Below are 22,443 nucleotides of genomic sequence, written 5' to 3'. Positions count from 1 at the left end.
ATTAAAATAGTATCTCTGCTAAAATCGTATTGGTTCAAGTGAATTGGTAAATTATGAAATTACTATTGATTTTAATTTTTATATCGGTTGCATTCCCTGTGAAATCGAAAGATTACACTGTCAATATTTTGGATTTATTTAAAGACGATATTGAAGCGACGCATCTTACTCAATATTACACTGATATTTATCAGGCAGTGGATATCACGCCTTCGTTTACATTTTATCCGTCAAAACGAGGATTGAAGATGGTCAACGAAGGAACTTTAGATGCTGAAGGGTTTCGGCTTGATGTGGTAGGGGAGCACTTTAGTCAATTAATTAAAATCGATGAGTCTATCGGACATTTGCAGATTGGATTTTTTTGTTTAAATAAAAATGATTGTAAAGTTGATGAATCTTCTATCGTCGGCGTTTTATCTAGTTTCCGCGGTGCAGTAGACTTTTGTGCTGAATCTAGCATTGAGTGCCATTTTATTGAAAACATTAATTCAATAGCAAAAAAATTGGATACCGGACTGTTGGATGCAATTTTTGCCACCGATATAGAAGCGCAAAAAATACTATGTGCATCTAGCTATGATTCGTTTCAATTTTTACCCAGCCAAGTATCTAAACTGCCACTTTATCACTATGTCAATAAGCGACATTTAAGCTTGAAACAAGGGTTGGAAAAATCCATACGTGAGGCAAAAAACAATGGCAAGCTTGCCATTCAATTTTCCAATCATACACTTACTAATCTAAGTTGCGAAAAGACTGTAACCTTCATCACTCCCTAATCTTTAGAGTATATTGGAATTGGAATTGGGATTTGCTGTCTTTTTTTCGATACACGGCCAATATCTGAAATACTGCCAAATGTCAGTAAACTATGATTCTGAAAAGCTAAAAGGGAAATAGGGCGCACCAAAATGGGGCGATGGAGCTGGCAGTGTGCAATAAATATTGTTCGTCTTAGCCGATTCTCATATTAAAAAGTAAAAAATAGCCTGATATTTGTCAACAGATTGTTAGTTGTCTATTTAAAGTGGTTTTGCTTATTATCAATCAATGTCTTCCAGCATTTATATATCGCAGTGGCTTAATAATTGCTTTGTTAACAGTAATGTTGATTTTAAGCGCTTAAACAAATTCACAGTTCTAATTTATAGGTGATAAGGCCCGTCGACTTTTTATTCATTGGTTAAAAAGTGTTGATTAGTTATAAGCAATTTAGATTACAAAGCGATTAGCTTATTTTTCGTTCTGTTACCCAATTTAGGATATACATGTTAGAAACTTTTACCATCATATTAACCGTTTTAATATTCGCTTTGGTTTTCGTTAGAGCTTATACGAGAATTACGGACCGTATTAGGTTGATCCGCGCTCTGGATGTGATTACCCAACTCCGCAGTTTAATCGGCAACTTGCAGCGTCACCGAGGACTCAGTGTCGGCTATTTAAATGGTAATCTGCGAGTCGAGCCATTAATTATTGAGTTGCGCCAAAAAATTGATCTAGGGATAGTAAATTTAGACAAAGATGACGTATTTAACAAACAGTCTCGCTGGCTGAGTTTTATTGACCATTGGCCACGTCTTGAAAAAAATGGTTTTTCGTTAACTATCGCAGAGAGTTTTACGCAACATACTAGTTTGATAGAAAACCTCTTAAGGTTAATGGAAGTTGCTGCTGATGATTGGAAAAAGACGCACAAGTTACCCAGAGAGATTTTAGATCTGCAATGTATTTGGAAAGAGTTACCTATGGCTGTCGAGTTTATCGGTCAGGCTCGAGCAATAGGAATAGCCGTTGCCGCTTCAGGTGAGATAACCAATAAGGACAAAAATAAGCTGAAATATCTTGAACAGAAAATTCAAGAATACTCGATGACTTCTTTTAGCCTATTGGCCGGTCTTTCAAATGAGGAGAGCAAACGTTTAATCGTTGAAGCCAGAAACGCGTGTAAAATATTGACTGGGACTATTAAACAGGAACTCATCCAACCTACAGATATTAATATTGATGGCGACAGCTATTTCACTATGGCCAGCAATACAATGGAATCAATGAACAGCCTTCTAGATAACGAAATTAAGCGAATTAAAGCTTACACCTAAAATAGTCATGGTAGTAAAAGCCCCATTTCCCTCGTTGATTTTCCCCACTGACTTGCTAAAGTCAGTGGGGTTGCAGTTTATAAAGTTAATTCATGGAGAAGCAATGGTGTTTGGATTTCGCAATAAATTAGGTTTCGGACTGTTGATCTGCGCCAGCATTTTGAGCCATTCTGTTTATGCTGATACGTTGCGTTGTGGCTCAAAGTTAATTAAAACCGGTGACACTACCTTGGATGTAATTTTAACCTGTGGCGAACCTAGTTTTAAAGAAGACTTAACTACCCAGCAGAAAAAACACCGTGGCGTTAAACTAGAGCGCTATCTTTACAAGCAACCAAAAGGTCAATTTCATAAGATTTTGGAATTTCGAGACGGAGTACTTATTAAAATAGAGAATGGCCCAAGAAGTTAAGTTGCTCGTCTTATTCCCCTTCAAAACCTCGTTCTGCTGTATATAAGTCGCTAAATAAACGCGTTTCAGCTGTTGCTAAACAACCTTTTTACTCTTGTTTTCGGTCTCATAAATTTGCTTATGGCTATTATTGTTACCTTTTAACTAGGCGTGCCGAGACGAACCTTAGTTTATGTTGTAGAGTTGTAGTTCAAGAGTTGTTAATTGACCGCATTTAGGGTTCATTGCTACTATGCAAAACAACAGATTAAAATGATTGTTTTTGATAAAAGTAATCGCTAAAAGATCAACTAAACTTCACATACTTTGCCCTTTAGACGTTTATTCCTGTCTCGGTTAAGCTAACGATTTTAGTTTAAATATTAAACGCGTGTTAGGCTGAGAATTCCTTCCATGAAAACAAAAGTAATCTTTAGCAATGGCAAAATGCTGTAAGGACAAGGCTCCGCTTGAATGAATAACAATATTAAAAATGTTTTTGAAGCAGTACCAAATAATTTGTTAGTCATCGGAGAATATAATTTCTGGTTGGTTGCCCTGTCGGTATTTATTGCTATGTTTGCTTCATTTATGGCGTTTCAAGTGGGTTACCAAGCAGCTAACACATTATCGCCTAAACGACGACAATTAGCATTGATGGTTAGTAGCATTGCCTTGGGAGGTGGTGTTTGGTCGATGCATTTTATTGGTATGTTGGCATTTGATTTATGTACTGATGTTAATTATGGCGTGTCGTTAACACTAATTTCATTGATACCTGCGATAGCTGCGTCTTGGGTCGCTCAAAATCTCCTCATGCAAGACAACATAAGTCGAGCGCAACTGATATTAGGCGGGATTTTGGTAGGGTCAGGCATAGGCGCTATGCACTATATTGGAATGGCGGCCATGGAAATGGCGCCATTACTTCGTTATGACTTACCAATGTTTATGCTATCTATTTTAGTCGCAGTTGGTTTAGCTTTTGTCGCACTTTATTTTCGTTTTGGCTTAGATAAGTTTACCCAAATTAAGTTAAGTGAATTTTCTAAGATATGCATTGCCAGTGTGGTAATGGGGATTGCAATATCCGCTATGCATTATACCGGCATGGCCGCAGCCCGTTTTGTGTTACCTGAAGGAATGGAGTTATCACAGCAATCTGAACACATTTCATTTTTCCTGGCACTTGCTATCGCGTTTATTACAGTCGTTATTATCGCGCTGGTAATCGCGCTGAATTTCGTTTTCAAATATAAAGATATTTCAGCTCGTTCGTTACAGAATGAAAAGCGCCTAGTGGCAACTATGGATACCGCTGTAGATGGAATCATCACTATCGATGAATGGGGCAAAGTAATCAGTGTAAATCGTTCAGTCGAGAGCTTATTGGGTTGGTCGGCAGAGGATTTAATTGGTAAAAACGTCAACAAAGTTGTTCCCGCTCCACATCATGACCAACATGATAGCTACATCAGTAATTATTTGCGCACCAGAGAAGCTAAAATTATTGGTGCAAGCAGAGACGTTGAGGCTCTTACTAAGCAAGGGCAAACTATTCCCGTAAGGTTACATATAGGTCACGTTGAAATTGAAAACCAACACCTATTCGTTGCGTTTTTACGTGATTTACGTGGAAGACTAAAACTGCAATCTGAGATACGTGAAAACGAAGCGCGTTTTCGTTCGCTGTTGAGTAACCTACCAGGCATAGCTTATCGCTGTTTAAATCAAGCAGAATGGCCATTTTTATTTATCAGTGATGAAGTGGAGAATATCCTCGGCTACCCTGCAAAAGATTTTATTTTACCCAAAGGACAACGTCGTTTTGCGGATTTTATTCATCCTGATGATAACGAACATATTATGGAAACCGATTTTGATAACCCTGATGGTTTTGTGATTGATTATCGAGTTATTGATAGGTTTGGTGAGACGAAATGGATGCTGGGCTATGGTCGCGCGATTAGCAGCGAAGATGGCAGTGAAAGTTATCTTGATGGGTTTATTATGGATATCACCCAACGAAAATCTATTGAGCAAGAGTTGGTGCAGGCTAAGAACAAAGCCGAACAAGCAGCCTCTGCTCGTGCTGCTTTCCTAGCGAATATGAGTCATGAAATTCGCACTCCCATGAATGCAGTTGTTGGCTTTAGCGACATTCTGCTTGATAGTGAACTATCTTCAACCCAGAAAAAGCATGTCACTACGATTAATCAATCCGCTAAATCTTTGATGCATATTCTGAATGATATTTTGGATAGCGCCAAGTTAGATAAAGGCAAGTTTCAATTAGAATATCGCGATTTTTCTATCGTCGAAGAAATTGACGCCGTGGTATCAACTTTATGGCTACAAGCCCAGCGAAAAGGGGTCTCTATCGATCTTGAAATCGCCACTGATATCACCGGTAACTATAATGGTGTGCCTGATCGAATTCGCCAAATTCTAACCAATATAGTCGGCAATGCGGTCAAGTTTACCCACAAGGGTAGCGTCACTATTATGTTGTCAAAACATACTGATGACATGGTCAAATTTGAAATAAAAGATACCGGTATTGGTATGTCAGAAGAACAATTGCAAAACGTTTTTGAAGCCTTTGAGCAAGCTGACGAATCAATGAGTCGACGCTTTGGTGGCACAGGTCTTGGCACGACTATCAGTAAACAGTTGGTTGAACTGATGGGGGGAACTATTTCCGCTACGAGTCAATTGAATATTGGCTCCGTATTTACCTTCACGCTGCCACTTAAGAAAGTAAATGGTAGAAGCCAAAAAGCCCAAAAACTATTGCCAACCAAACTGCCCAAGTTACGCATTTTAGTGGTTGATGATCTGCAACAGAACATTGATTTACTAACGATTTTGTTAACTCGTGCTGAGCATACTGTTATTACCGCTCGAGACGGAGAACAAGCCCTGATTCGGATGCGAAATGACAAACCTGACGTGGTACTGATGGATATTCAAATGCCAGTGATGGACGGGCTAAGCGCGGCACAAAAACGCAGGGAGCAAGAACAGCTAGAAAAATTACGGCATATTCCCATTGTTGCGCTAACGGCCAGTGTGCTAGAAAAAGATCGTCTGTCTGCTTTAGAAGCGGGAATGGAAGGATTTGCTAACAAACCTGTTAACTTTGAACTGCTTACTTTTGAAATTGCTAAAGTATTGAAGTTACATCGAGATGTCGATAACACTATTTCTGTCGAACAACAGTTGGACCACTTATTATCAATAGATATTGATAAAGGCACGAAATTATGGGGCTCTAAAACCACGTTATTTCAACAAGTCAGCGAGTTTATTCGCGACTGTGAAGCCAAATTAGAACAATTAACGTTTTTTATTGAAATCGCAGAATGGTCCGAACTTGAACAAAGCGTTCATGCGTTGAAAGGAGTTGCAGGCAACTTATCATTAGCTAAATTTGCGGGGATTGCGTCTGAGCTGGAAAATAATATCGAAAAAGCCGACGCTACAAACTTGCTTAAAATGGTTCAATCTATGATGGATGAGCTGCATAAAATTGCAAAAATTATCGGTATGCGAAATCAACAGATGAACCAAGGTTTGGTTGAAGAAGATGAATTCTTGAGTAATGACGCTTTGTTACTAGTATTAGATCAATTAGTTGAGATTGTCAGAAAAAATGAGTTTGATGAATTACTAATTGATAAATTGTCTTCACAGAATAAGCATCCATTGTTTGCAAAAATGGTTGAAATTGTCGAAGTCTTAAATGATTTCGAATTCGAAAAAGCAATTAATTTAATTGAACAAATGCAAAGTGAATTGCGCGTCAGTTAGAGATGGGAATAGACTATGTATACAGCAGTTAATCGACAAAAACTTCTGGTGGTAGATGATGAACCCGCTAACCTGAGGATACTGAATCAAATCTTAAGAGAGTCTTATTCTCTAACCTTTGCGAAAAGCGGATTTGAAGCACTTGATCTGGTCGAAAAAGTTAAACCTGATTTAATCTTGTTAGACGTTATGATGCCAGGAATGACTGGATATGAAGTATGCACCGTGCTTAAATCCAACGAATTAACCAAACATCTTCCAGTCATTTTTATTACTGCGTTAGCGGATGCTACAGACGAAGCTAAAGGGTTTGAAGTGGGCGCGGTAGATTACATATCCAAGCCTATTTCCCCAGCTGTAGTAAAAGCCCGTGTCGCTACTCATTTATCTTTAGTCGATGCAGAGGAGTTGCGTCGCACACGTTTGCAAGTTATCCAACGCTTGGGTCGAGCATCAGAATATAAAGACAACGAAACCGGAATGCACGTAGTTCGCATGAGTCATTACTCTAGATTATTAGCTCTGGCTTATGGATTTTCTGAGAGTGCGGCAGATGACTTATTTCACGCTGCGCCTATGCATGATATCGGAAAAATAGGTATCCCAGATAGAATAATGCTCAAACCGGCACGGCTTACTGTTGAAGAATTCGAGATAATGAAAAAGCACCCAGAAATTGGCGCTGAGATTTTAGGTGAATCGGATTCAGAACTCATCGATTTAGCAAAAGTCGTCTCTTTGACTCATCACGAAAAATGGGATGGTAGCGGCTACCCTAAAGGGTTGTCTGGAGAAGATATACCTATTCATGGTCGTATTGTCGCATTAGCCGATGTTTTCGATGCGCTCACTAGCAAACGTCCATACAAAGAAGCTTGGACAATTGAAAAGACCATGGAGTTTTTGCAAGAACAAAAGGGTAAACATTTTGATCCCAAAATCGTTGAGCTATTTCAGCAAAATTTAGACAAAATGTTGGACGTGAAAAACCGTTTTCAAGAAGACTAGTTTTAAACAACCAAATAGCCATTAGAACCTGCTGCGCAAAGGTTAATCTAGGTTGTCTTAAAGACGCGATAAGCTATTAATCAATGATGTTCCCTAGCGTGCTGAATAATTTCACTGGCAATGCTGGGAATCAGCTGCACCGGTAGATCATGTCCCATTCCAGGGTAAATTTTCAGTTTACTATTTGGGATTGATTCAGCTGTCGCCCTTCCGCCCGCCACATGCACTAATTTATCACTGTCACCGTGGATTACTAAACTTGGCGTGGTTATTTTGGACAGTGCTGGCTCTCTATTTTCAGCGGCTAAAATAGCCAAAAATTGTCTCGCCGCCCCTCTGGAAGGTATGCCTCGTTGTAGCATGCTCTGGACGTAATTTTGTAAATATGGGCTAGCGGCCGGATAGTCGGGACTTTCTATGGCGCGCCACTTTGATACATGGTGGTTTAGCACATCTTCGAACCGGCGTGACTTGGGTTTACTGATTAAAAGCGGCCTAATTGATCTATGCACAGTCGGTAACTCGGGGTTTCCAGTGGTGGACATAATCGAAGTTAATGTTTTAATTTGCTGAGGATGATGAATCGCTAACAATTGCGCGATCATCCCCCCCATTGACGCCCCAACTACATGCACCTTGGAAAGGTTAAGTTCATCGATTAATGCACTAACATCTTTTGCCATATCATGCAGCTGGTATGGGACCTTGAGAGACCGCCCCATTTTGTATTTAAACAACGTCCAAACTAAATTAGGCAAACCTAAGTGATTTAAGTCTTCAGAGCGACCAATATCACGATTATCTAACAATAATACTTGGAAGTTAGCGGCTACCAAAAGTTTGATTAGTTCTATTGGCCAGCCGGTTAACGGAGTGCTTAAACCATGAATGAGTAAGATGGTAGGATTTGAAGGTATTCCATGTAGCTGATAGGCAATATTTACACCGTTAACCTTGACTAACTTCTCTTGCATTGATTACTCCCAATATATTGTAATTCTTTAATAAAAGAATTTTTACCCACAAGTATTTTATGGGGAAAAATTAAACCCACCTGTCGGTAGTAATACTTACCATGATGATTTTTAACGTTTTATTCTAGCAATTAGCATACTGTTTGAATTGTTTTGTTTGGCTTTTATGTTAGTTTATTTTTGATAATAAAAATAAACAGCTTCACTAAAGCGTATTTACTCGGGACCGAGTTGCTTAAACAGCGTTATAAAATCTAATTGAGCAAAAATTATTCGAGCTTTAGCTGAAAATACATGTTGCCTCATTGAGGCCGCAAAACACTGTCATATTCGCACTACACCGTCATATTGACGGTTCAAATTGAGAAGTTGTAATGTTTAACCGTGACCTAAAACAAAAAATAGTTACCTTAGAAAACACCTTGAGCGAACAGGTTTCATTAGTCAGTTCAATCCAAAATCATGTTGCTTATATTGAATTTACTCCCGATGGAACGATTTTGATGGCCAACTCGTTATTTCTTTCCGTAGTTCAATTTAATAATGATGAAATTGTAGGACGACATCATCGTATGTTCTGCGACAATGAGTATGTTAATTCTAGAGGATATTATGAGTTTTGGCAGAAGCTGCAATCAGGCGAAAGTTTTTCAGGGACGTTTCCAAGGCTAAATAAACATGGCCAACAACTATGGTTAGATGCAACGTATTTTCCGATTGTTCATGCCGGTAAAGTGACTAAAATAGTTAAAATTGCGACGGATGTGACCCAACAATATACCGCGTTACAAACTCAACTTGCGATAAGTAAAGCCCTAGATTTGTCAATGGCGGTCATAGAGTTTACTCCTCAAGGGAATATTTTGTATGCCAATCAAAACTTTTTACAAACCATGGACTGCACGCTAGAAGATATACAGGGAAAACATCACAGAATCTTTTGTTCAGATCAGTTTTATCAAGACAACCCGACTTTTTGGGAGGATTTAGAAAGTGGCAAGCTAACCTCTGGAATGTTTGTCAGGAAATCGTTTAGTGGTCAAGAAATATGGTTAGAAGCCACTTATAACCCTATAAAATCAGAGACCGGAGAAGTTATTAAAGTCATTAAGTTTGCGGCAGATATTTCCGACCGGGTGAAACAAAACTTAGCTGTGTCTGAAGCAGCAGAAGTGGCTTACTCTACTGCAGTTGAAACTGCTCAAATTGCTATGCAAGGCTCAGAAACGTTAAAAAATGCCGTTCTTAATTCCAGCGCAATAGAGCAAGAAGTTATAGAGTCTGTAAAGTTAATTGAAAGCTTGGGCAATCAGTCAAATTTGATTGGTAGTATTGTCTCGACAATAAGCTCTATCGCCGATCAAACTAACTTGTTAGCACTGAATGCCGCAATTGAAGCAGCAAGGGCTGGGGATACAGGGCGAGGTTTTGCGGTTGTCGCGGATGAAGTTCGTCAACTGGCTGCTCGCACAAGTAATTCTACCAATGAAATTGGCGATGTGGTGCGTTTGAATCAAGAATTGACGGATGAGGTTACTCGTCATATCAATTCCGTTTCTGATACCGCAAAAAAAGGCACAGACTTATTACAAGCAGTTGAAACGGCCATTCATGAAATTAAAGAGGGCGCTGAAAATGTATCTCGTTCTGTCGCAGGGTTATCTGACAATACTCAATAGTTTTACTCAGAAAATTGTAAAACTGGAATGTCATGTATTGCCTCTAAAATCGCAAAATGAGACATAACTCTAGCTTGCTGTTTTTAGTGGGGTGGGGGTTCCATAGGTCAAACCATAACCGATGGGGAATTTTATTTGGTAGCTGGCATTGTCTGCGTCTGTGGCATCCAGAGAATTTTCAGGCCAGCTGAAACTCAGTTGCCCTGAGAAGGAGGCATCACCAAATATAACATCTGCGATACCTGCGCCTTCTGATCCCGGCAGCCAAGCTGCTACAAAGGCCGCAGATTGGTCCAACTCAGGATTAATTAGCAATGGCCTACCGGAAACCAACAAAGTCACTACGGGTATTCCTTTGTTAACTAACAAATCAATAGTTTTCATCGCCAGAGGGTCAATCATGCTTAACGCTAAAGAGTTACCTGATGCCGACTGGATTTGTAGTTTTCCATTTATTTGTTTACCTGACTCGAACATCACATTGTCACTATAACGAATGTCGCCTAGTCCTTCTGCATAAGGCCGCTCGCCTACAATCACTATTGCGACATCAAAATCTTGCTGTTTGACTGCGGCTATTTTTGACTCGGGTATCAATTCAGCGTTAGCATTGAGTGCTTTGATCCCCTGCCAGACTGAGGTTGCCGCTGGAAACTCTTGATTACCATCAATGCCTTGCCAAGAAAGTGTAAAACCACCGCATTGATGACCTATATTGTCTGCATTGGTTCCTGTTACCAACACCCTTGCTTGTTTGCTAATTGGTAAGATGGCGTGTTGATTCTTTAGTAACACCAATGATTTTTGAACCGCTTCACGGGCAATATCACGATGCAGTTTTGAACCAAAATTAGCATCTTTTGCCAATGCACGCTTTGATGGTTGAGGTTTATCAAATAACCCGGCAGCCATTTTGACTGATAAAATTCTTCGTACAGCGTCATTTATACGTTCAATAGAAACTGTTCCTAATTCCACATGGGCGCTTAAATGTTCAATAAATTCTTTCCAATTATCAGGCACCATGAACATGTCTATCCCTGCATTGACCCCTTGCGCTACCGCCAAATAAAAGTCTGCAGCAAGATCATCGATACCCTGCATATCGGAAATTAGAAATCCTGGAAATTGCATTTTTTGTTTTAAAACACTGGTGAGTAGATGGCCATGGCCGTGACACTTGTCACCATTCCAACTGCTAAAAGAGACCATAATAGACAGTGCGCCAGCTTCAATTGCTTGGTAGTAGGGGCGGATGTGAATTCGTTCTAAATCTTGCCAATCGAGTAATGTATCTCCCTGATCGATTCCATGCTTAGTGCCGCCATCACCGATCCAGTGTTTAGCGCAGGCTAGCACTCCAGAATGGGTTAAGTCGGTTTGTAGGCCTGTGATCATTGCGCTGGCAAATTGACAGACTAAATTAGTATCCTCGGAAAAACTTTCATAGGTTCGCCCCCAATGATAGTCCTGAGCAACGGCTAAATTAGGTGAAAAAACCCAATCGACACCCACTGCGCAAACTTCTTTGGCAGTTACCCTTGCGATGTTTTCAATAAGCTCAAAGTCTGCACTTGCCCCTAAGCCAATATTGTGTGGGAAAATGACCGCATCTTTAACGTTGTTGTTACCGTGTATCCCATCGACACCATAAATAATCGGGATAGCTAAGTGGTTTTCATCGGCTTTCATTGACGCCAGCCAATAGGCGTCGGTCATATCCAACCAGTCTTGTAATTCGTTGTTACTTGGAGCTGAACCTGCTGCACTTAAAACTGAACCAATATGATATTGATATATCTCCTCTGCAGAGCAAGTAGAGCGCTCTGTTTGAGTCATTTGACCGATCTTTTGCGGCAATGTCATCGACGAGAGAAGTGTCTCCACATGGTCAATTATTTGCTGATTAAATCCGCTATTTAGTTTAACCATTGGTTAATACAAACTCCGTTATTAAGCTCGCTTTGGCGCTACCTGAAATCCATAATTGAAATTTACCAGCTTCAATATTCAATTGCATGTGACGATCATAGAATGCCAACTCAGATTGTTCCAGTGTAAAAACAACATCGACTTTTTGACCAGAAGGAATAAAAACACGTTTAAACTGTTTGAGCTCTTTTACTGGGCGGGTGACACTGCCAACTAAATCTCGAACATACACTTGTACAATTTCTTCTGCAGCATAGCGTCCGGCATTTTTGATGGTCACTTGGGCTTTGATTTGTTCGCCAGATGAGAAGGACTTTTTGTTCAAAGTTAAATTCGTATATTCAAAATACCCATAGGATAACCCGAAACCAAACTCAAAAAGAGGCGAGAAATGGGTATCCAAATGCGTTGCTGCCATTCCCAGTGAGGTTTGTGGGGAGCGCTCTGGAACATCATTCATGTGAATGCATTGTTCTTCGGTAGCCGGTTTACCGCTATGCTTTTGGTTGTAATAAATTGGAATTTGCCCCACTTTTCGGGGAAATGAGACTGTTAATTTTCCCGATGGCGATGACTTTCCTAATAGTAAATCGGAAATCGCAGGTCCTCCCATAGTGCCTGGGTGCCAGGCATAAAGAATACTATCGACCTTATCCAAAATGGGTTCTATGGTGAGTGGTCTTCCTGCCATAATTACCAGTACTATAGGTTTACCAGTAGCGGCGATTTTCTCGATTAACCACTGCTGTTGTCCCGGTAAATCAAGCTCAGCGCGGCAATGGGCTTCGCCAGATAAAATGGATTCCTCCCCCAAACATAAAACCACAACATCTGACTTTTTGGCTATCTCGATGGCGTCGAAAGCTAAATCAGTATTGTGAGTTCGGGTATTTTGTAATCCTTTGGCGTAATTTAGCGTTACCTGTTCACCCAAGGCATCGTTAAGGGCCTGTCTAAGGGTAATACTATGTTCTTCTTCACCATCAAAAATCCAAGTGCCTAGTTGCTCGTAACCGTCATCCGCCAAAGGTCCAATTAAGCCAATACTGGTTAATTTTTTACAGTTTAGCGGTAACCTTTGGTTATTGTTTTGCAGTAGTACGCAGCTTTTTAGCGCTAATTGTTTGGCTATTTCTAAGTCGTTATTGTCGTAATACAAGGGGCCTTGTTGATGGGCTCTGCGCTTTTCGTGTGCCTCATAGTCAAGATCGAATAGGCCTAACTTTTCTTTTAAATGAAGTATTCTGAGTACCCGCTGATCAATTTCTTGTTCACTCACCTTGTTGTTTTCAAGCAAGCTCGAAAGATTTTCACGATAGGTAGTGCTGACCATTTCCATGTCAATACCCGCGTCAAATGCTGTGAAGGCGGACTCTTCAGCGTTTTCGGTCAAACCATGAATTTGTAATTGTGCTATGGATTCCCAATCACTCACTACAAAGCCTTGATAATGCCACTCTTTACGTAATATTGAGTCCATTAGCCATTTATTACCACTGGCAGGTAAACCGTCTAAATCACTGAAAGACGACATAAAGGTGGCAACACCTGCATCGGCGGCGGCTTTAAAGGGCGGGAAATAAATATTACGTAGCTCATTTTGTGGAATATTGGTGGTGCAATAATCTCGACCACTTTCCGAAGCTCCGTAGCCTACAAAGTGTTTCGCACAGGCGGCAATGGCTGTTGAACTCTGCAAGTTATCGCCCTGAAAACCTTCCACCATGGCCACTCCCATTATCGAAGATAACACAGGATCTTCACCAAAACTTTCAGCTATACGTCCCCAGCGAGGGTCGCGACTAATATCTATCATCGGAGCAAACGTCCAATTAATCCCTACATTTGAGGCTTCTTTGCCGGCAATTTGTGCGGCTTTTTTTACTAATACTGGATCCCAACTTGCTGCTTGGCCCAACGGAATTGGGAATATTGTTTTGAAGCCATGGATCACGTCTCTGCCGACTAACAGCGGAATCCCTAATCGACTTTCTGTTGTGGCAATACGTTGCAGTTTCGACAGTGTCTTCGCACAGACTTCATTAATGACTGAGCCCACAAGCCCGTCTCTGACATCTTGTTCAAGTTGTACACTGTCGTTGCCCATTACTTGGCTAAGCTGTCCAATCTTCTCATCTATATGCATTTTTGAGAGAAGGTGAGTGATTCTGTCAGAGTAACTAACAGCTACACAGTTCGATGATGAAGGTTGGTCAGTTGAAAGCATAGATTTGCCTGATTCCATAAAGAAAAACTCTTCGCTAAGACGACAACGTCTTTTGAAGAGCCTTTGTTAACGTTTTTATCATTAACCTTAACTCCCTTATACAACAATTCAAATTAAACAAGCCAAAGTGGACTAGCCGAGAGTTAAGGCGGTCGGTTGCTACTCTTCCTTCTGAATAGCGCTTTACACAAAGTTCCTTGCTTAATCACTTTGCCCGTTTGACCGCTTCGACGTGTGTATTGCCACAACTTACCGTTTTTCGTTTGTCTGGCGCTCGATAAAATGTAATTTTATTGTTAACTAGTTTTATGCTGCCCGTTAATTCGAGCGCTCAACCTTAACCTGATACACACCGGAATCATTTCAATGACCAAGAGTAATGTCGCGACTTCTGCCCAAAGCGCTATTCAGGTAACCGCAAATCGAGACAAAATTCCCTTATTGCGCAAGTTCATTTACGGCTTAGGCGCACTGGTTAATAACCTGCTTGGTGCGGCAATTGGCGGAATGGTTATTGTGCTAAATTTAGGTTTAGCCATGAATCCGGCGTTGGTTGGTTTGGTAAGTGCGTTACCGCGGCTAACAGATGCGTTAACTGATCCATTGATGGGATATATCAGTGATAACACCAAAACTAAGTGGGGACGCAGGCGGCCCTATATATTTTGTGGGGCTATCGCGGCTGGGATTATCTATGCATTGATTTGGCAATTGCCTAGAGAACAAAGTGAAATGTTCTATTTCTGGTTTTTTCTCATCGGTTCTTTGTTTTTTTATTTGGCCTACACGGTATTCGCAACGCCTTACATCGCTTTAGGTTATGAATTAACCCCTGACTATCATGAACGCACCCGCTTAATGGCAGTGCAAAACTTCATGGGCCAAATGGCATATCTCATGGCTCCGTGGTTTTTGTGGTTCATGCAAAACGATAAGTTGTTCGATGACATGATTCAAGGCGCGGGGTGGCTGGCTATTATTATTGGTTCCTTTACGATTTTTGTGGGTATTTTGCCTGCGATATTCTTAAAAGAACCTAATTTGGCGATTTTGGATAAACCCGCTCAAACCGACACTGAAATTCTCAGTCCTGGTATTAAGGGATTTTTCCAAGGGTTTGGCGAGGCCTTGAAAAATAAACCTTTTCTGTGCCTATGTGGCGCTACTTTTTTGGTCTTTAATGGCTTTATGATGGTTTCTTCGTTCCAGTTTTACGTGATTATTTATTATGTTTTTGCTGGTGATACTAACCTCGGTTCAGAGTACGCTGGTTGGGCGGGCACTCTTTCTGCAATCTCTACTTTTTGTGTCATATTCATCACCGCAAAACTCTCTACTTTATATGGCAAGCGTAAAGCGTTTTTCATTGCCATTGGATTTTCCATCGTTGGTTACGGATTAAAGTGGTTCTGTTATACACCTGAAAACCCTTGGTTGATTCTTATTCCGGTGCCTTTTATTTCATTTGGCTTAGGAGGTTTATTCACACTTATGGGCTCGATGATTGCTGATGTATGTGATTTTGATGAACTAAAGATATTTGCTCGTCGCGAGGGGATGTTCGGTTCGATTTATTGGTGGGTGGTTAAATTGGGCATGGCCGTGGCGCTAGCAGCTGGTGGTTTTATTCTGATTGCTACGGGGTTTGATGTTGAACTTGGCGGAGAACAATCGCACACGACTATCACCTTGATGCGTTTGGCTGATGCGGGCATCCCAATTGTATGTTCGCTGATTGCAATAGGGTTAATCGTGATTTATCCAATCACGGAAACCACAGCTAGACAAGTTCGCGACCAGTTAGAAGCACGTAGAGGTAAAGTATAGACTTTTCGTTACACTATCGGTTTAATTTGTTTAATAACTGACTGCGTAGCTGTCTCGCCAAGGTTTCATCTAAGGGGCTTAATATTCCTTTTCTAGTGGCGGGAATATGCGCGTTTTCTGCAGGATTAAATACGTAGTGTTGAAAAACATCCTGCCACACCTGACGTTGCGATTCAGGTAGATCACGAATGGCTAATATTGCGTGATTGAGTGCATCTAGCGGCGTGCCCATGTAATCCGGAACTTGACGCCACCAGTAGTTCAGTAAAACGTTAAATTCAGTCAGCCCTTCAACATGATGCCACCACATACTGGGAATGAAGATACAATCTCCCGGCTCAAGTTCAACGATAAAACAGTGTTCAATTGCTTCGGCAAACTTAGGGTATTTTTCGAAATCTGGATGATGAAAATCCACTAAACTAGCTGATTGTCCTGCCGGCGTATAATCCAACGGACCTATATACAGGTTAGCTAACTGCTCGGGGGGAAATAATATAAACCTACGTCGGCCGACTACATTGCATGCAAGGTTATCTGGTATGTCGTAGTGCGCAGCTATACGAGAACGGTTACCAGCCCAAATACTGACTAACGGCGAGTCTTGCAATGGCGGTAATTTGTTATGTTCTGTGAATCCCGGCAAAATATGATTCACCGAGGTTGAGCCTAGATAAGTGGAAGGTGAATCCTTGCTCCCAGCAAGCGCAATAATTTCGTTAATCAGGGTTTTAAAAACGGTGGTTTTGGGCTGAAAATTGAAGCCTTGCAAATCGTCATTATAGAAAAACCGGCCAGCCACTTCTGGCGGTGCCACAAATGCCTGAACGGGATTGTTGTTGGCCCATTGATTTAAATAATCAGCTGCACATTGAGGTGATTCTAATCCTGCTTTTACGGATGGCCAATCTGCCACTAGACCTCTAAAAATACAGGGTAAAGAACTACTTAGTTGTGCTTGATTTAAGTCGGCTATTGTACTGTTAAGCACTTCTTTTAAGCTATTTTTTGAATCGAAAGGCAATTTCATAGGGCTTACAACGACGCGTTTTTCTTTTCAATTAATAATGATAAGTTCGACATGGACGCCTCCATCATATGCATCATTTGTAAGTATCCTTGTTGGTGTAACTTTTGTAAAACATCCCCTTGAAGGGCTGCTACTTTTTCTTCGTTAACACTGTAAAGACTATTTAACTCATGATTAGAGCCGTCTTTTAACTGTACTTTTATACTAACCGGTTCAATCAGCTCATATTGCATAATGGTGTCTATAAATTCATCAGTTTGAGAATGTCCTTGATGAATGGTTTGCAGTACAGAATTAATATTTTGCAAATAATCACTTTGCCCACCTTGTTCCAGAAATACCTTCTCTCCGGCAGTTTGACTGACTCTTGGGCTATCCATATCCACAAATACCACGGGATCTTGTTTCAGTACACCATCAACTTGCACGTTTTGGAAGCCAATCAGAAAAGGGCGTCTACGAATAGTTAGCGGAATATAGTTGGCCTGCCAGCCTGAATCGTTTAGATAAAGGTTCTCTAGTGGGGCAAACCCAAAAAGCGCTATAGCTTCGAATTTTCCAGTGTCAGTATGTTTGTGAAAAAATAGAGGATACAAGCCCTGAGCTTCACGAAACTCAGATACAAACACATTGGTAAAACTAATATCATCGCCAAGGTTAGGCAAAAAATCCGTGATTACCTGCAAATCTTTGTGGGTGACATTATCCAGTAGTTGATGGTTGGCCATTAGCTTTTCCTAATTAATATTTGGTGAAGGTGGTTCGCTTTAACAGTTGTGAACTTAAACCTAAATTCGTTGCAATCCATATTGATGAATTTTGTTAATCAGTTCCCGATTGGTGGGTAATCCTCTGAGTAACTTTTCTGTCATTTGCTGGTTTTTTCTAAAATTTTCCAGCGCAATTTGCTGATTATCAGAACGTCTAATCGTTTTAGACTGCTGAGTTTTAAAGCCCATTCCGTATAATACATATTGATAACTTGCTGACGGGAATACCTCATCGGTTTGGGTAAAATCACTGTGCCATGGTGATTGGTGTTGCCACAATTCCATCAGTTCTGTGAGCCCCTCAGGAATAGTTTCAGCTCGGCAATTGTCAATCCAATAATCAGAATCAGTACGTTTGGTCAGTACATAATGCAATTTTAGAAAATCGATGATTCTGTCCCAGCGATAACGAAATTTATTATTGAATCGTTTTGCGACTATATCCATTACGTTGCGATTGGCTGGAAGCTGTTCACTGATCATCGCCGCAGACAATTCCACTAATACCAATGCGGAGGCTTCCAGTGGTTCCAAGAATCCAGCCGATAAACCAACAGCAACACAGTTTTTATGCCAGAAGGTTTCGCGATGGCCCGGCACAATGGGAATTTTACGAACATTAAGTTCATCAACCTTATTGCCAATACTTTCACGAATATACTGACGCAATTCCAATTCAGCTTGCTCATCACTGATATGTGCTGTGGAATAAACATGGCCAACACCGCGACGCGAAGGTAAACCAATGTCCCAAATCCAGCCGGCGCTTTGTCCAGTAGATATAGTATGCGAGGCAATCGGGCTTTGTTCATCAGGGTAAGGCACATGTACCGCTAGTGCGGCATCATTAAATAAAATGTCCTTTTTGTGTATAAATGGTATTTGATAGTGTTTACCAATTAATAATGCATGGAATCCACTGCAATCGATAAATAAATCACCGTTAAGATCATTATGTTGTTTCGTTGATAAGCTTCGAATATCGCCATTTTCATGGCTATTAATTGCGATTACAGTATCAAGTATGTGTTTGACTCCAAGCTTTTCAGTGCAATGCTGTTGTAGGAACGCCGCAAATTTACCTGCATCTAAGTGATATGCATAGTTGGCAACATGGGCGAATTCTGGGGTAGTGTTTTGTTTTGGTGCTAAGTCTCGCTCACATATTTGCCCCTGAAATGACACTGCATCGGCAAAGGGAATATGCGCAGCTTGCTGTTGCCAAAATGGCGCTAAATTAATTTGTTCATAACCTTGAGGCAAAACCAGTGGATGGTAATAGGCATCATCTTTTGCTCCGGTCACCCATTTAGCAAATTTAGCACCTTGTTTGAATGTGGCATCGCAGCAGCGGATAAAGTCGGTCTCGGTAACACCCATCTTACGCAGGGTTCCGCGCATAGTTGGCCAGGTTCCTTCGCCCACACCCACAGGTTTCACGTCTGGTGATTCAATTAGGGTAACTGATATACCTTGTTCTGAATGAGCCATGTGCTCAGCGGCAATTACGCCAGCGGTGAGCCAACCGGCTGTGCCACCCCCTACGATGACAACATTGCGAATTTGATTAGTTGACAAATTATACTCCCAGCCACGCTTTACATTGATTCTATATTAAATGTAAATTTACAAAATAATAACAAAAAGCCGCCACTAAGACGGCTTTTTCTTGCTTATTTGCGCTTAAAATGAATAGCGCGCACCAAAGTTATAACGGGTACCGTATTGACGAGCAAACAAGAATTGCTCTTCATAACGTCCGTAACCTTCCTCGGTTTCATTGGTTAAGTTAAGCCCTTCAAAGAATACGGTTAGATTGTCGTTAACATCGTAGTTAATGCTCATATCGTACTGCTCATATTCTTTAAAAAACTGTGGAGGCGCTTCAGCTGTGCCTTGTGCCTGACCTATACCAATTAGGTAGGAATCACGCCATGCATAAGTGAGCTTGGCCGATAAACCGTCTTTTTCGTAAAACACTTGGACGTTTGCTGAATCACTTAGCCCATTTAATGGAGACTGTACCGAGAAGTTTTCAGTGTCATAGTTCACGTCACCATCAACTAATGTCATGTTAAAGGCAGCGCCAAAGCCACTTTCACCGAACAAATGTTGAATCGCGAATTCAATCCCGTCTACCATCTTTTTCTCGCCGTTTGACGGTTGACTGACTAGCCATTCAACTAGCGGATCGTCGTCACTTTGGCGAACGATTTGAGTTTCACAACAATCGTCATCTACGCCGCCGCCATTATCAATGATTTGTTGCCAAATCGCGCCATCGGTAGCTTGTATGCCATTAGCCACTAAATCTGCTTCAGCTTGAATAGCCCTTGGTCCAATATACGGGTCTCGGAGGCCATCAACTGTGATAGTAGTGAAGGTATTTTGAATAAAGTTCTTTACGTCTTTGCGGAAATAGCCAAGTGACGCGTAACTGCCTTCTTCATAGTAATATTCAAAACTGAAATCTAAGTTAGTGGACTCAAATGGCAGTAGGTTGGTATTCCCTGAAGAGCCGGTGCGACCGCCGGGCTTGGGACTTCCTGATAGAGATCTCGCGCCTATCAAGTTGCCAAGAGGTGCTCGAGTGATAGTTTTACTGGCAGAGAATCTAGCAACAATATCGTCAGTAACTTCTAATTTAATGTCTAAATTAGGTAGCACTACATCATGCTCGCCGGTATAGGTCACAGTACCGCCATCACTTGCACGATAGCGCATTTGCCACTCAGTGGGGTTTGTCCAAACTAGGTAGTCTTCCACGCTATCTTGTAACACTAAGCTGGTAACGTCAGTTTGCTCATAACGTACGCCTATATTCACATCCAAAGGCATATCTGCAATTTCAAAATACATATCTGCAGATAGGTAGGCGCTTTGGGTTTCTTCTGTTAAATCTGCACGGCTATTGGTACCAAAATCAGGATTAAGAGGGTCAGTTGAAAATCCAAAATAGTCCTGCATTCTAGCAATCACTTCTGCATAATCGAAGGTATAGTAATAGTTAGTGACGAGGTTACTCCCGCCATTTGAAAACTCATCTAAAAAGTCGCCGGTATCGGTTCGGGTGAACATGCTATCTGGGAAAATGGCTTGGTTTCCATTATAACCATTAGGTCCAACATTACCGTTATTGGCAGAGTATCCACCAAAATATTGGTCCGTGTTGGCTAGACCAAATTGCACTTTTGTCAGGAAGCTATCGTTGGGGTTAACCCACTCAGTATCTAATTGGATTTGTTCAATGGTTGACTTGCCTTCTGCACGTCCAAATTGAGCGAAAAGGGGATCAAAATCACCCGGATCGGCTTCTTCTGCGCCATTCGGCCAGGTGATATCAAACTGCGGGACGCCGCCACCAGAGAAATCATAGGTTTTTGTCACTATGTTATTCGGCCCTAAAATCACGTTGCCAGAGTGACCTGTGCCATTATCTGCGCCGTTATCTGTTGTGGTTTTAGAGTCGTGGTAATCAAGCTCAACATGAAAGTTATCAGTAGCTTGCCATTCAAAGTTAAAGCCAATGGAGTCGCTTTCTACTAACAGTGTTTCAACGTTAGCTGAGTGGGCAAAATCGTTGCTTGATTCAGTTAAGCTAATTGCCGAACCTCGCTCATCTAACTCGTACGAATTTATGTTTCCGCCGAAGTTAAACCAAATTCCAAATCCTTGACCAGATGTGGCGGTTTCTGATTCAGAGTAGACATAATCTAAAGTGAAAGTCATATCGTCACGTGGCGCATATTGCAGCGTCGCCATGCCGTTTACACGTGTCCGTTCTACATTATTAATATTGTATGAGATTTGACGAGGTAAATAGGTGTGGCCAGCTTTCCCGTCTTCCAATGAGCCGTCTATGGTATCTTCTTCTAAACTGCTCGCGTCAGGGCGTAAATCAATAAAGTCAGTGGTTGTGCCAAGAGATTGATCCGCTTGCCAGCCCGGAACATTTGCACTTTGTTGCTGGAAGTTACGTTCTTGCATTGATAACGAAATTGCCACACCAAACGTATTGTCAGCAAAAGTATTGCTATAAAGAGCTGACAATTCAGGCGTTATATCATCACCTTCTACATTCGATTCATCGTAAATGCCCTTGGCTGACACAACATACTTTAAGCCTGGACTGCTCAAGGGTTTGGCGGTAATAATATTTACTGTTGCACCTAAACCACCACTTGGAACGTCAGCGCGTCCGGTTTTATATAACTCTAGTGCGCTCACACCGTCTGAAGACAAATTCTCTAAATCGTAAGAACGGGTGTTTCCTGTCCCTGGCATTTGTCGACCATTTAAGGTGACCAAGTTAAAATCAGGTCCAAAACCTCGGACGGTGATTTGGCTACCTTCACCATTTTTACGGCTGATTGTCACGCCGGGAATACGTTGCAAAGATTCAGCGATATTGGTATCTGGAAATTTCCCCATTTCCTCAGCAGAAATAGCGTCAACTACCCCTTGTCCATCGCGTTTAATGTCCATTGCTCGTAACAATGAACCGCGAATTCCCTTTACTTGAATCACTTCTACATCATCTTGCGAAACCGCAGCGTCTTCTTGTGCATTGGCGGCGGGTACTAAAACCCCACCTAAAAGCATAGACATTGACGCAGCTAAGTATTTTTTCTTGAAGGTCATATGTTTCATAGTTGCCCTACTTAATTGTTCTTTATTCTGTGTAAAC

The 22,443-nt window shown here is 41.2% G+C and carries 14 protein-coding genes; 7 read left to right on the top strand and 7 right to left on the bottom strand.

Going from position 1 to position 22,443, the window contains the following annotated elements:
* Positions 1–53: 53 nt before the first annotated feature.
* From VUI23_RS16650 to VUI23_RS16630, 5 genes are all read left to right on the top strand, one after another.
* Positions 54–782, top strand: coding sequence for a hypothetical protein (locus VUI23_RS16650; protein WP_342805056.1), 729 nt, complete (start codon positions 54–56; stop codon positions 780–782).
* A 489-nt stretch (positions 783–1,271) separates the two neighbouring features.
* Entirely contained in the window at positions 1,272–2,105 is an 834-nt protein-coding gene (locus VUI23_RS16645) for a nitrate- and nitrite sensing domain-containing protein (RefSeq protein WP_342805055.1), read from the top strand.
* A 7-nt stretch (positions 2,106–2,112) separates the two neighbouring features.
* The gene (locus VUI23_RS16640) at positions 2,113–2,517 is read left to right on the top strand and encodes a DUF2845 domain-containing protein (RefSeq protein ID WP_216049608.1); all 405 of its coding nucleotides are present in this window, start codon (positions 2,113–2,115) and stop codon (positions 2,515–2,517) included.
* A gap of 453 nt (positions 2,518–2,970) precedes the next feature.
* Positions 2,971–6,309: an MHYT domain-containing protein gene (locus VUI23_RS16635; RefSeq protein WP_342805054.1), complete on the top strand. Its 3,339-nt coding sequence runs from the start codon at positions 2,971–2,973 to the stop codon at positions 6,307–6,309.
* 15 nt (positions 6,310–6,324) lie between these two features.
* Entirely contained in the window at positions 6,325–7,317 is a 993-nt protein-coding gene (locus VUI23_RS16630) for a two-component system response regulator (RefSeq protein ID WP_342805053.1), read from the top strand.
* 80 nt (positions 7,318–7,397) lie between these two features.
* Here VUI23_RS16630 and VUI23_RS16625 read toward each other — a convergent pair whose 3' ends face one another.
* Entirely contained in the window at positions 7,398–8,291 is an 894-nt protein-coding gene (locus VUI23_RS16625) for an alpha/beta hydrolase (protein ID WP_342805052.1), read from the bottom strand.
* A 374-nt stretch (positions 8,292–8,665) separates the two neighbouring features.
* Between VUI23_RS16625 and VUI23_RS16620 the strand changes: the two genes are divergently transcribed.
* Positions 8,666–9,970 carry a PAS domain-containing methyl-accepting chemotaxis protein gene (locus VUI23_RS16620; protein ID WP_342805051.1) on the top strand — a complete coding sequence of 435 codons (1,305 nt, stop codon included), beginning with the start codon at positions 8,666–8,668 and terminating at the stop codon, positions 9,968–9,970.
* 69 nt (positions 9,971–10,039) lie between these two features.
* Here the strand turns inward: VUI23_RS16620 and VUI23_RS16615 are convergent, their stop codons facing one another.
* Both VUI23_RS16615 and VUI23_RS16610 read right to left on the bottom strand, forming a co-directional pair.
* Positions 10,040–11,902 carry a glycoside hydrolase family 3 N-terminal domain-containing protein gene (locus tag VUI23_RS16615; protein ID WP_342805050.1) on the bottom strand — a complete coding sequence of 621 codons (1,863 nt, stop codon included), beginning with the start codon at positions 11,900–11,902 and terminating at the stop codon, positions 10,040–10,042.
* On the bottom strand, positions 11,895–14,147 hold the full coding sequence (locus VUI23_RS16610; protein ID WP_342805049.1) for a glycoside hydrolase family 3 N-terminal domain-containing protein: 2,253 nt from the start codon (positions 14,145–14,147) through the stop codon (positions 11,895–11,897). The genes VUI23_RS16615 and VUI23_RS16610 overlap by 8 nt, the downstream gene beginning before the upstream one ends.
* Positions 14,148–14,495: 348 nt before the next feature.
* On the opposite strand from VUI23_RS16610, the gene VUI23_RS16605 reads away from it, so the two are divergent.
* Positions 14,496–15,956: an MFS transporter gene (locus VUI23_RS16605; protein ID WP_342805048.1), complete on the top strand. Its 1,461-nt coding sequence runs from the start codon at positions 14,496–14,498 to the stop codon at positions 15,954–15,956.
* 13 nt (positions 15,957–15,969) lie between these two features.
* On the opposite strand, the gene VUI23_RS16600 is transcribed toward VUI23_RS16605, so the two are convergent.
* The 4 genes from VUI23_RS16600 to VUI23_RS16585 form a co-directional block, all read right to left on the bottom strand.
* Complete coding sequence (locus VUI23_RS16600; RefSeq protein ID WP_342805047.1) at positions 15,970–16,986, bottom strand: cupin-like domain-containing protein; 1,017 nt, start codon at positions 16,984–16,986, stop codon at positions 15,970–15,972.
* 5 nt (positions 16,987–16,991) lie between these two features.
* Complete coding sequence (locus VUI23_RS16595; protein WP_216049616.1) at positions 16,992–17,714, bottom strand: SapC family protein; 723 nt, start codon at positions 17,712–17,714, stop codon at positions 16,992–16,994.
* A 60-nt stretch (positions 17,715–17,774) separates the two neighbouring features.
* On the bottom strand, positions 17,775–19,334 hold the full coding sequence (locus VUI23_RS16590) for a tryptophan halogenase family protein (RefSeq protein ID WP_342805046.1): 1,560 nt from the start codon (positions 19,332–19,334) through the stop codon (positions 17,775–17,777).
* A gap of 105 nt (positions 19,335–19,439) precedes the next feature.
* Positions 19,440–22,406 carry a TonB-dependent receptor gene (locus tag VUI23_RS16585; protein WP_342805045.1) on the bottom strand — a complete coding sequence of 989 codons (2,967 nt, stop codon included), beginning with the start codon at positions 22,404–22,406 and terminating at the stop codon, positions 19,440–19,442.
* Positions 22,407–22,443 lie beyond the last annotated feature (37 nt).

This window comes from Alteromonas sp. M12 (assembly GCF_037478005.1).
Classification (GTDB): Bacteria; Pseudomonadota; Gammaproteobacteria; order Enterobacterales; family Alteromonadaceae; genus Aliiglaciecola; species Aliiglaciecola lipolytica_A.
The sequence above is the reverse complement of the archived record's forward strand: the minus strand, read 5'-3'. Positions and strand labels throughout refer to the sequence as shown.

Excerpts from the sequence above, each read along its gene's own strand:
- VUI23_RS16650 (WP_342805056.1), top strand. The coding sequence starts at position 54 with ATGAAATTACTATTGATTTTAATTTTTATATCGGTTGCATTCCCTGTG.
- VUI23_RS16645 (WP_342805055.1), top strand. The coding sequence starts at position 1,272 with ATGTTAGAAACTTTTACCATCATATTAACCGTTTTAATATTCGCTTTG.
- VUI23_RS16640 (WP_216049608.1), top strand. The coding sequence starts at position 2,113 with ATGGTAGTAAAAGCCCCATTTCCCTCGTTGATTTTCCCCACTGACTTG.
- VUI23_RS16635 (WP_342805054.1), top strand. The coding sequence starts at position 2,971 with ATGAATAACAATATTAAAAATGTTTTTGAAGCAGTACCAAATAATTTG.
- VUI23_RS16630 (WP_342805053.1), top strand. The coding sequence starts at position 6,325 with ATGTATACAGCAGTTAATCGACAAAAACTTCTGGTGGTAGATGATGAA.
- VUI23_RS16625 (WP_342805052.1), bottom strand. The coding sequence starts at position 8,291 with ATGCAAGAGAAGTTAGTCAAGGTTAACGGTGTAAATATTGCCTATCAG.
- VUI23_RS16620 (WP_342805051.1), top strand. The coding sequence starts at position 8,666 with ATGTTTAACCGTGACCTAAAACAAAAAATAGTTACCTTAGAAAACACC.
- VUI23_RS16615 (WP_342805050.1), bottom strand. The coding sequence starts at position 11,902 with ATGGTTAAACTAAATAGCGGATTTAATCAGCAAATAATTGACCATGTG.
- VUI23_RS16610 (WP_342805049.1), bottom strand. The coding sequence starts at position 14,147 with ATGGAATCAGGCAAATCTATGCTTTCAACTGACCAACCTTCATCATCG.
- VUI23_RS16605 (WP_342805048.1), top strand. The coding sequence starts at position 14,496 with ATGACCAAGAGTAATGTCGCGACTTCTGCCCAAAGCGCTATTCAGGTA.
- VUI23_RS16600 (WP_342805047.1), bottom strand. The coding sequence starts at position 16,986 with ATGAAATTGCCTTTCGATTCAAAAAATAGCTTAAAAGAAGTGCTTAAC.
- VUI23_RS16595 (WP_216049616.1), bottom strand. The coding sequence starts at position 17,714 with ATGGCCAACCATCAACTACTGGATAATGTCACCCACAAAGATTTGCAG.
- VUI23_RS16585 (WP_342805045.1), bottom strand. The coding sequence starts at position 22,406 with ATGAAACATATGACCTTCAAGAAAAAATACTTAGCTGCGTCAATGTCT.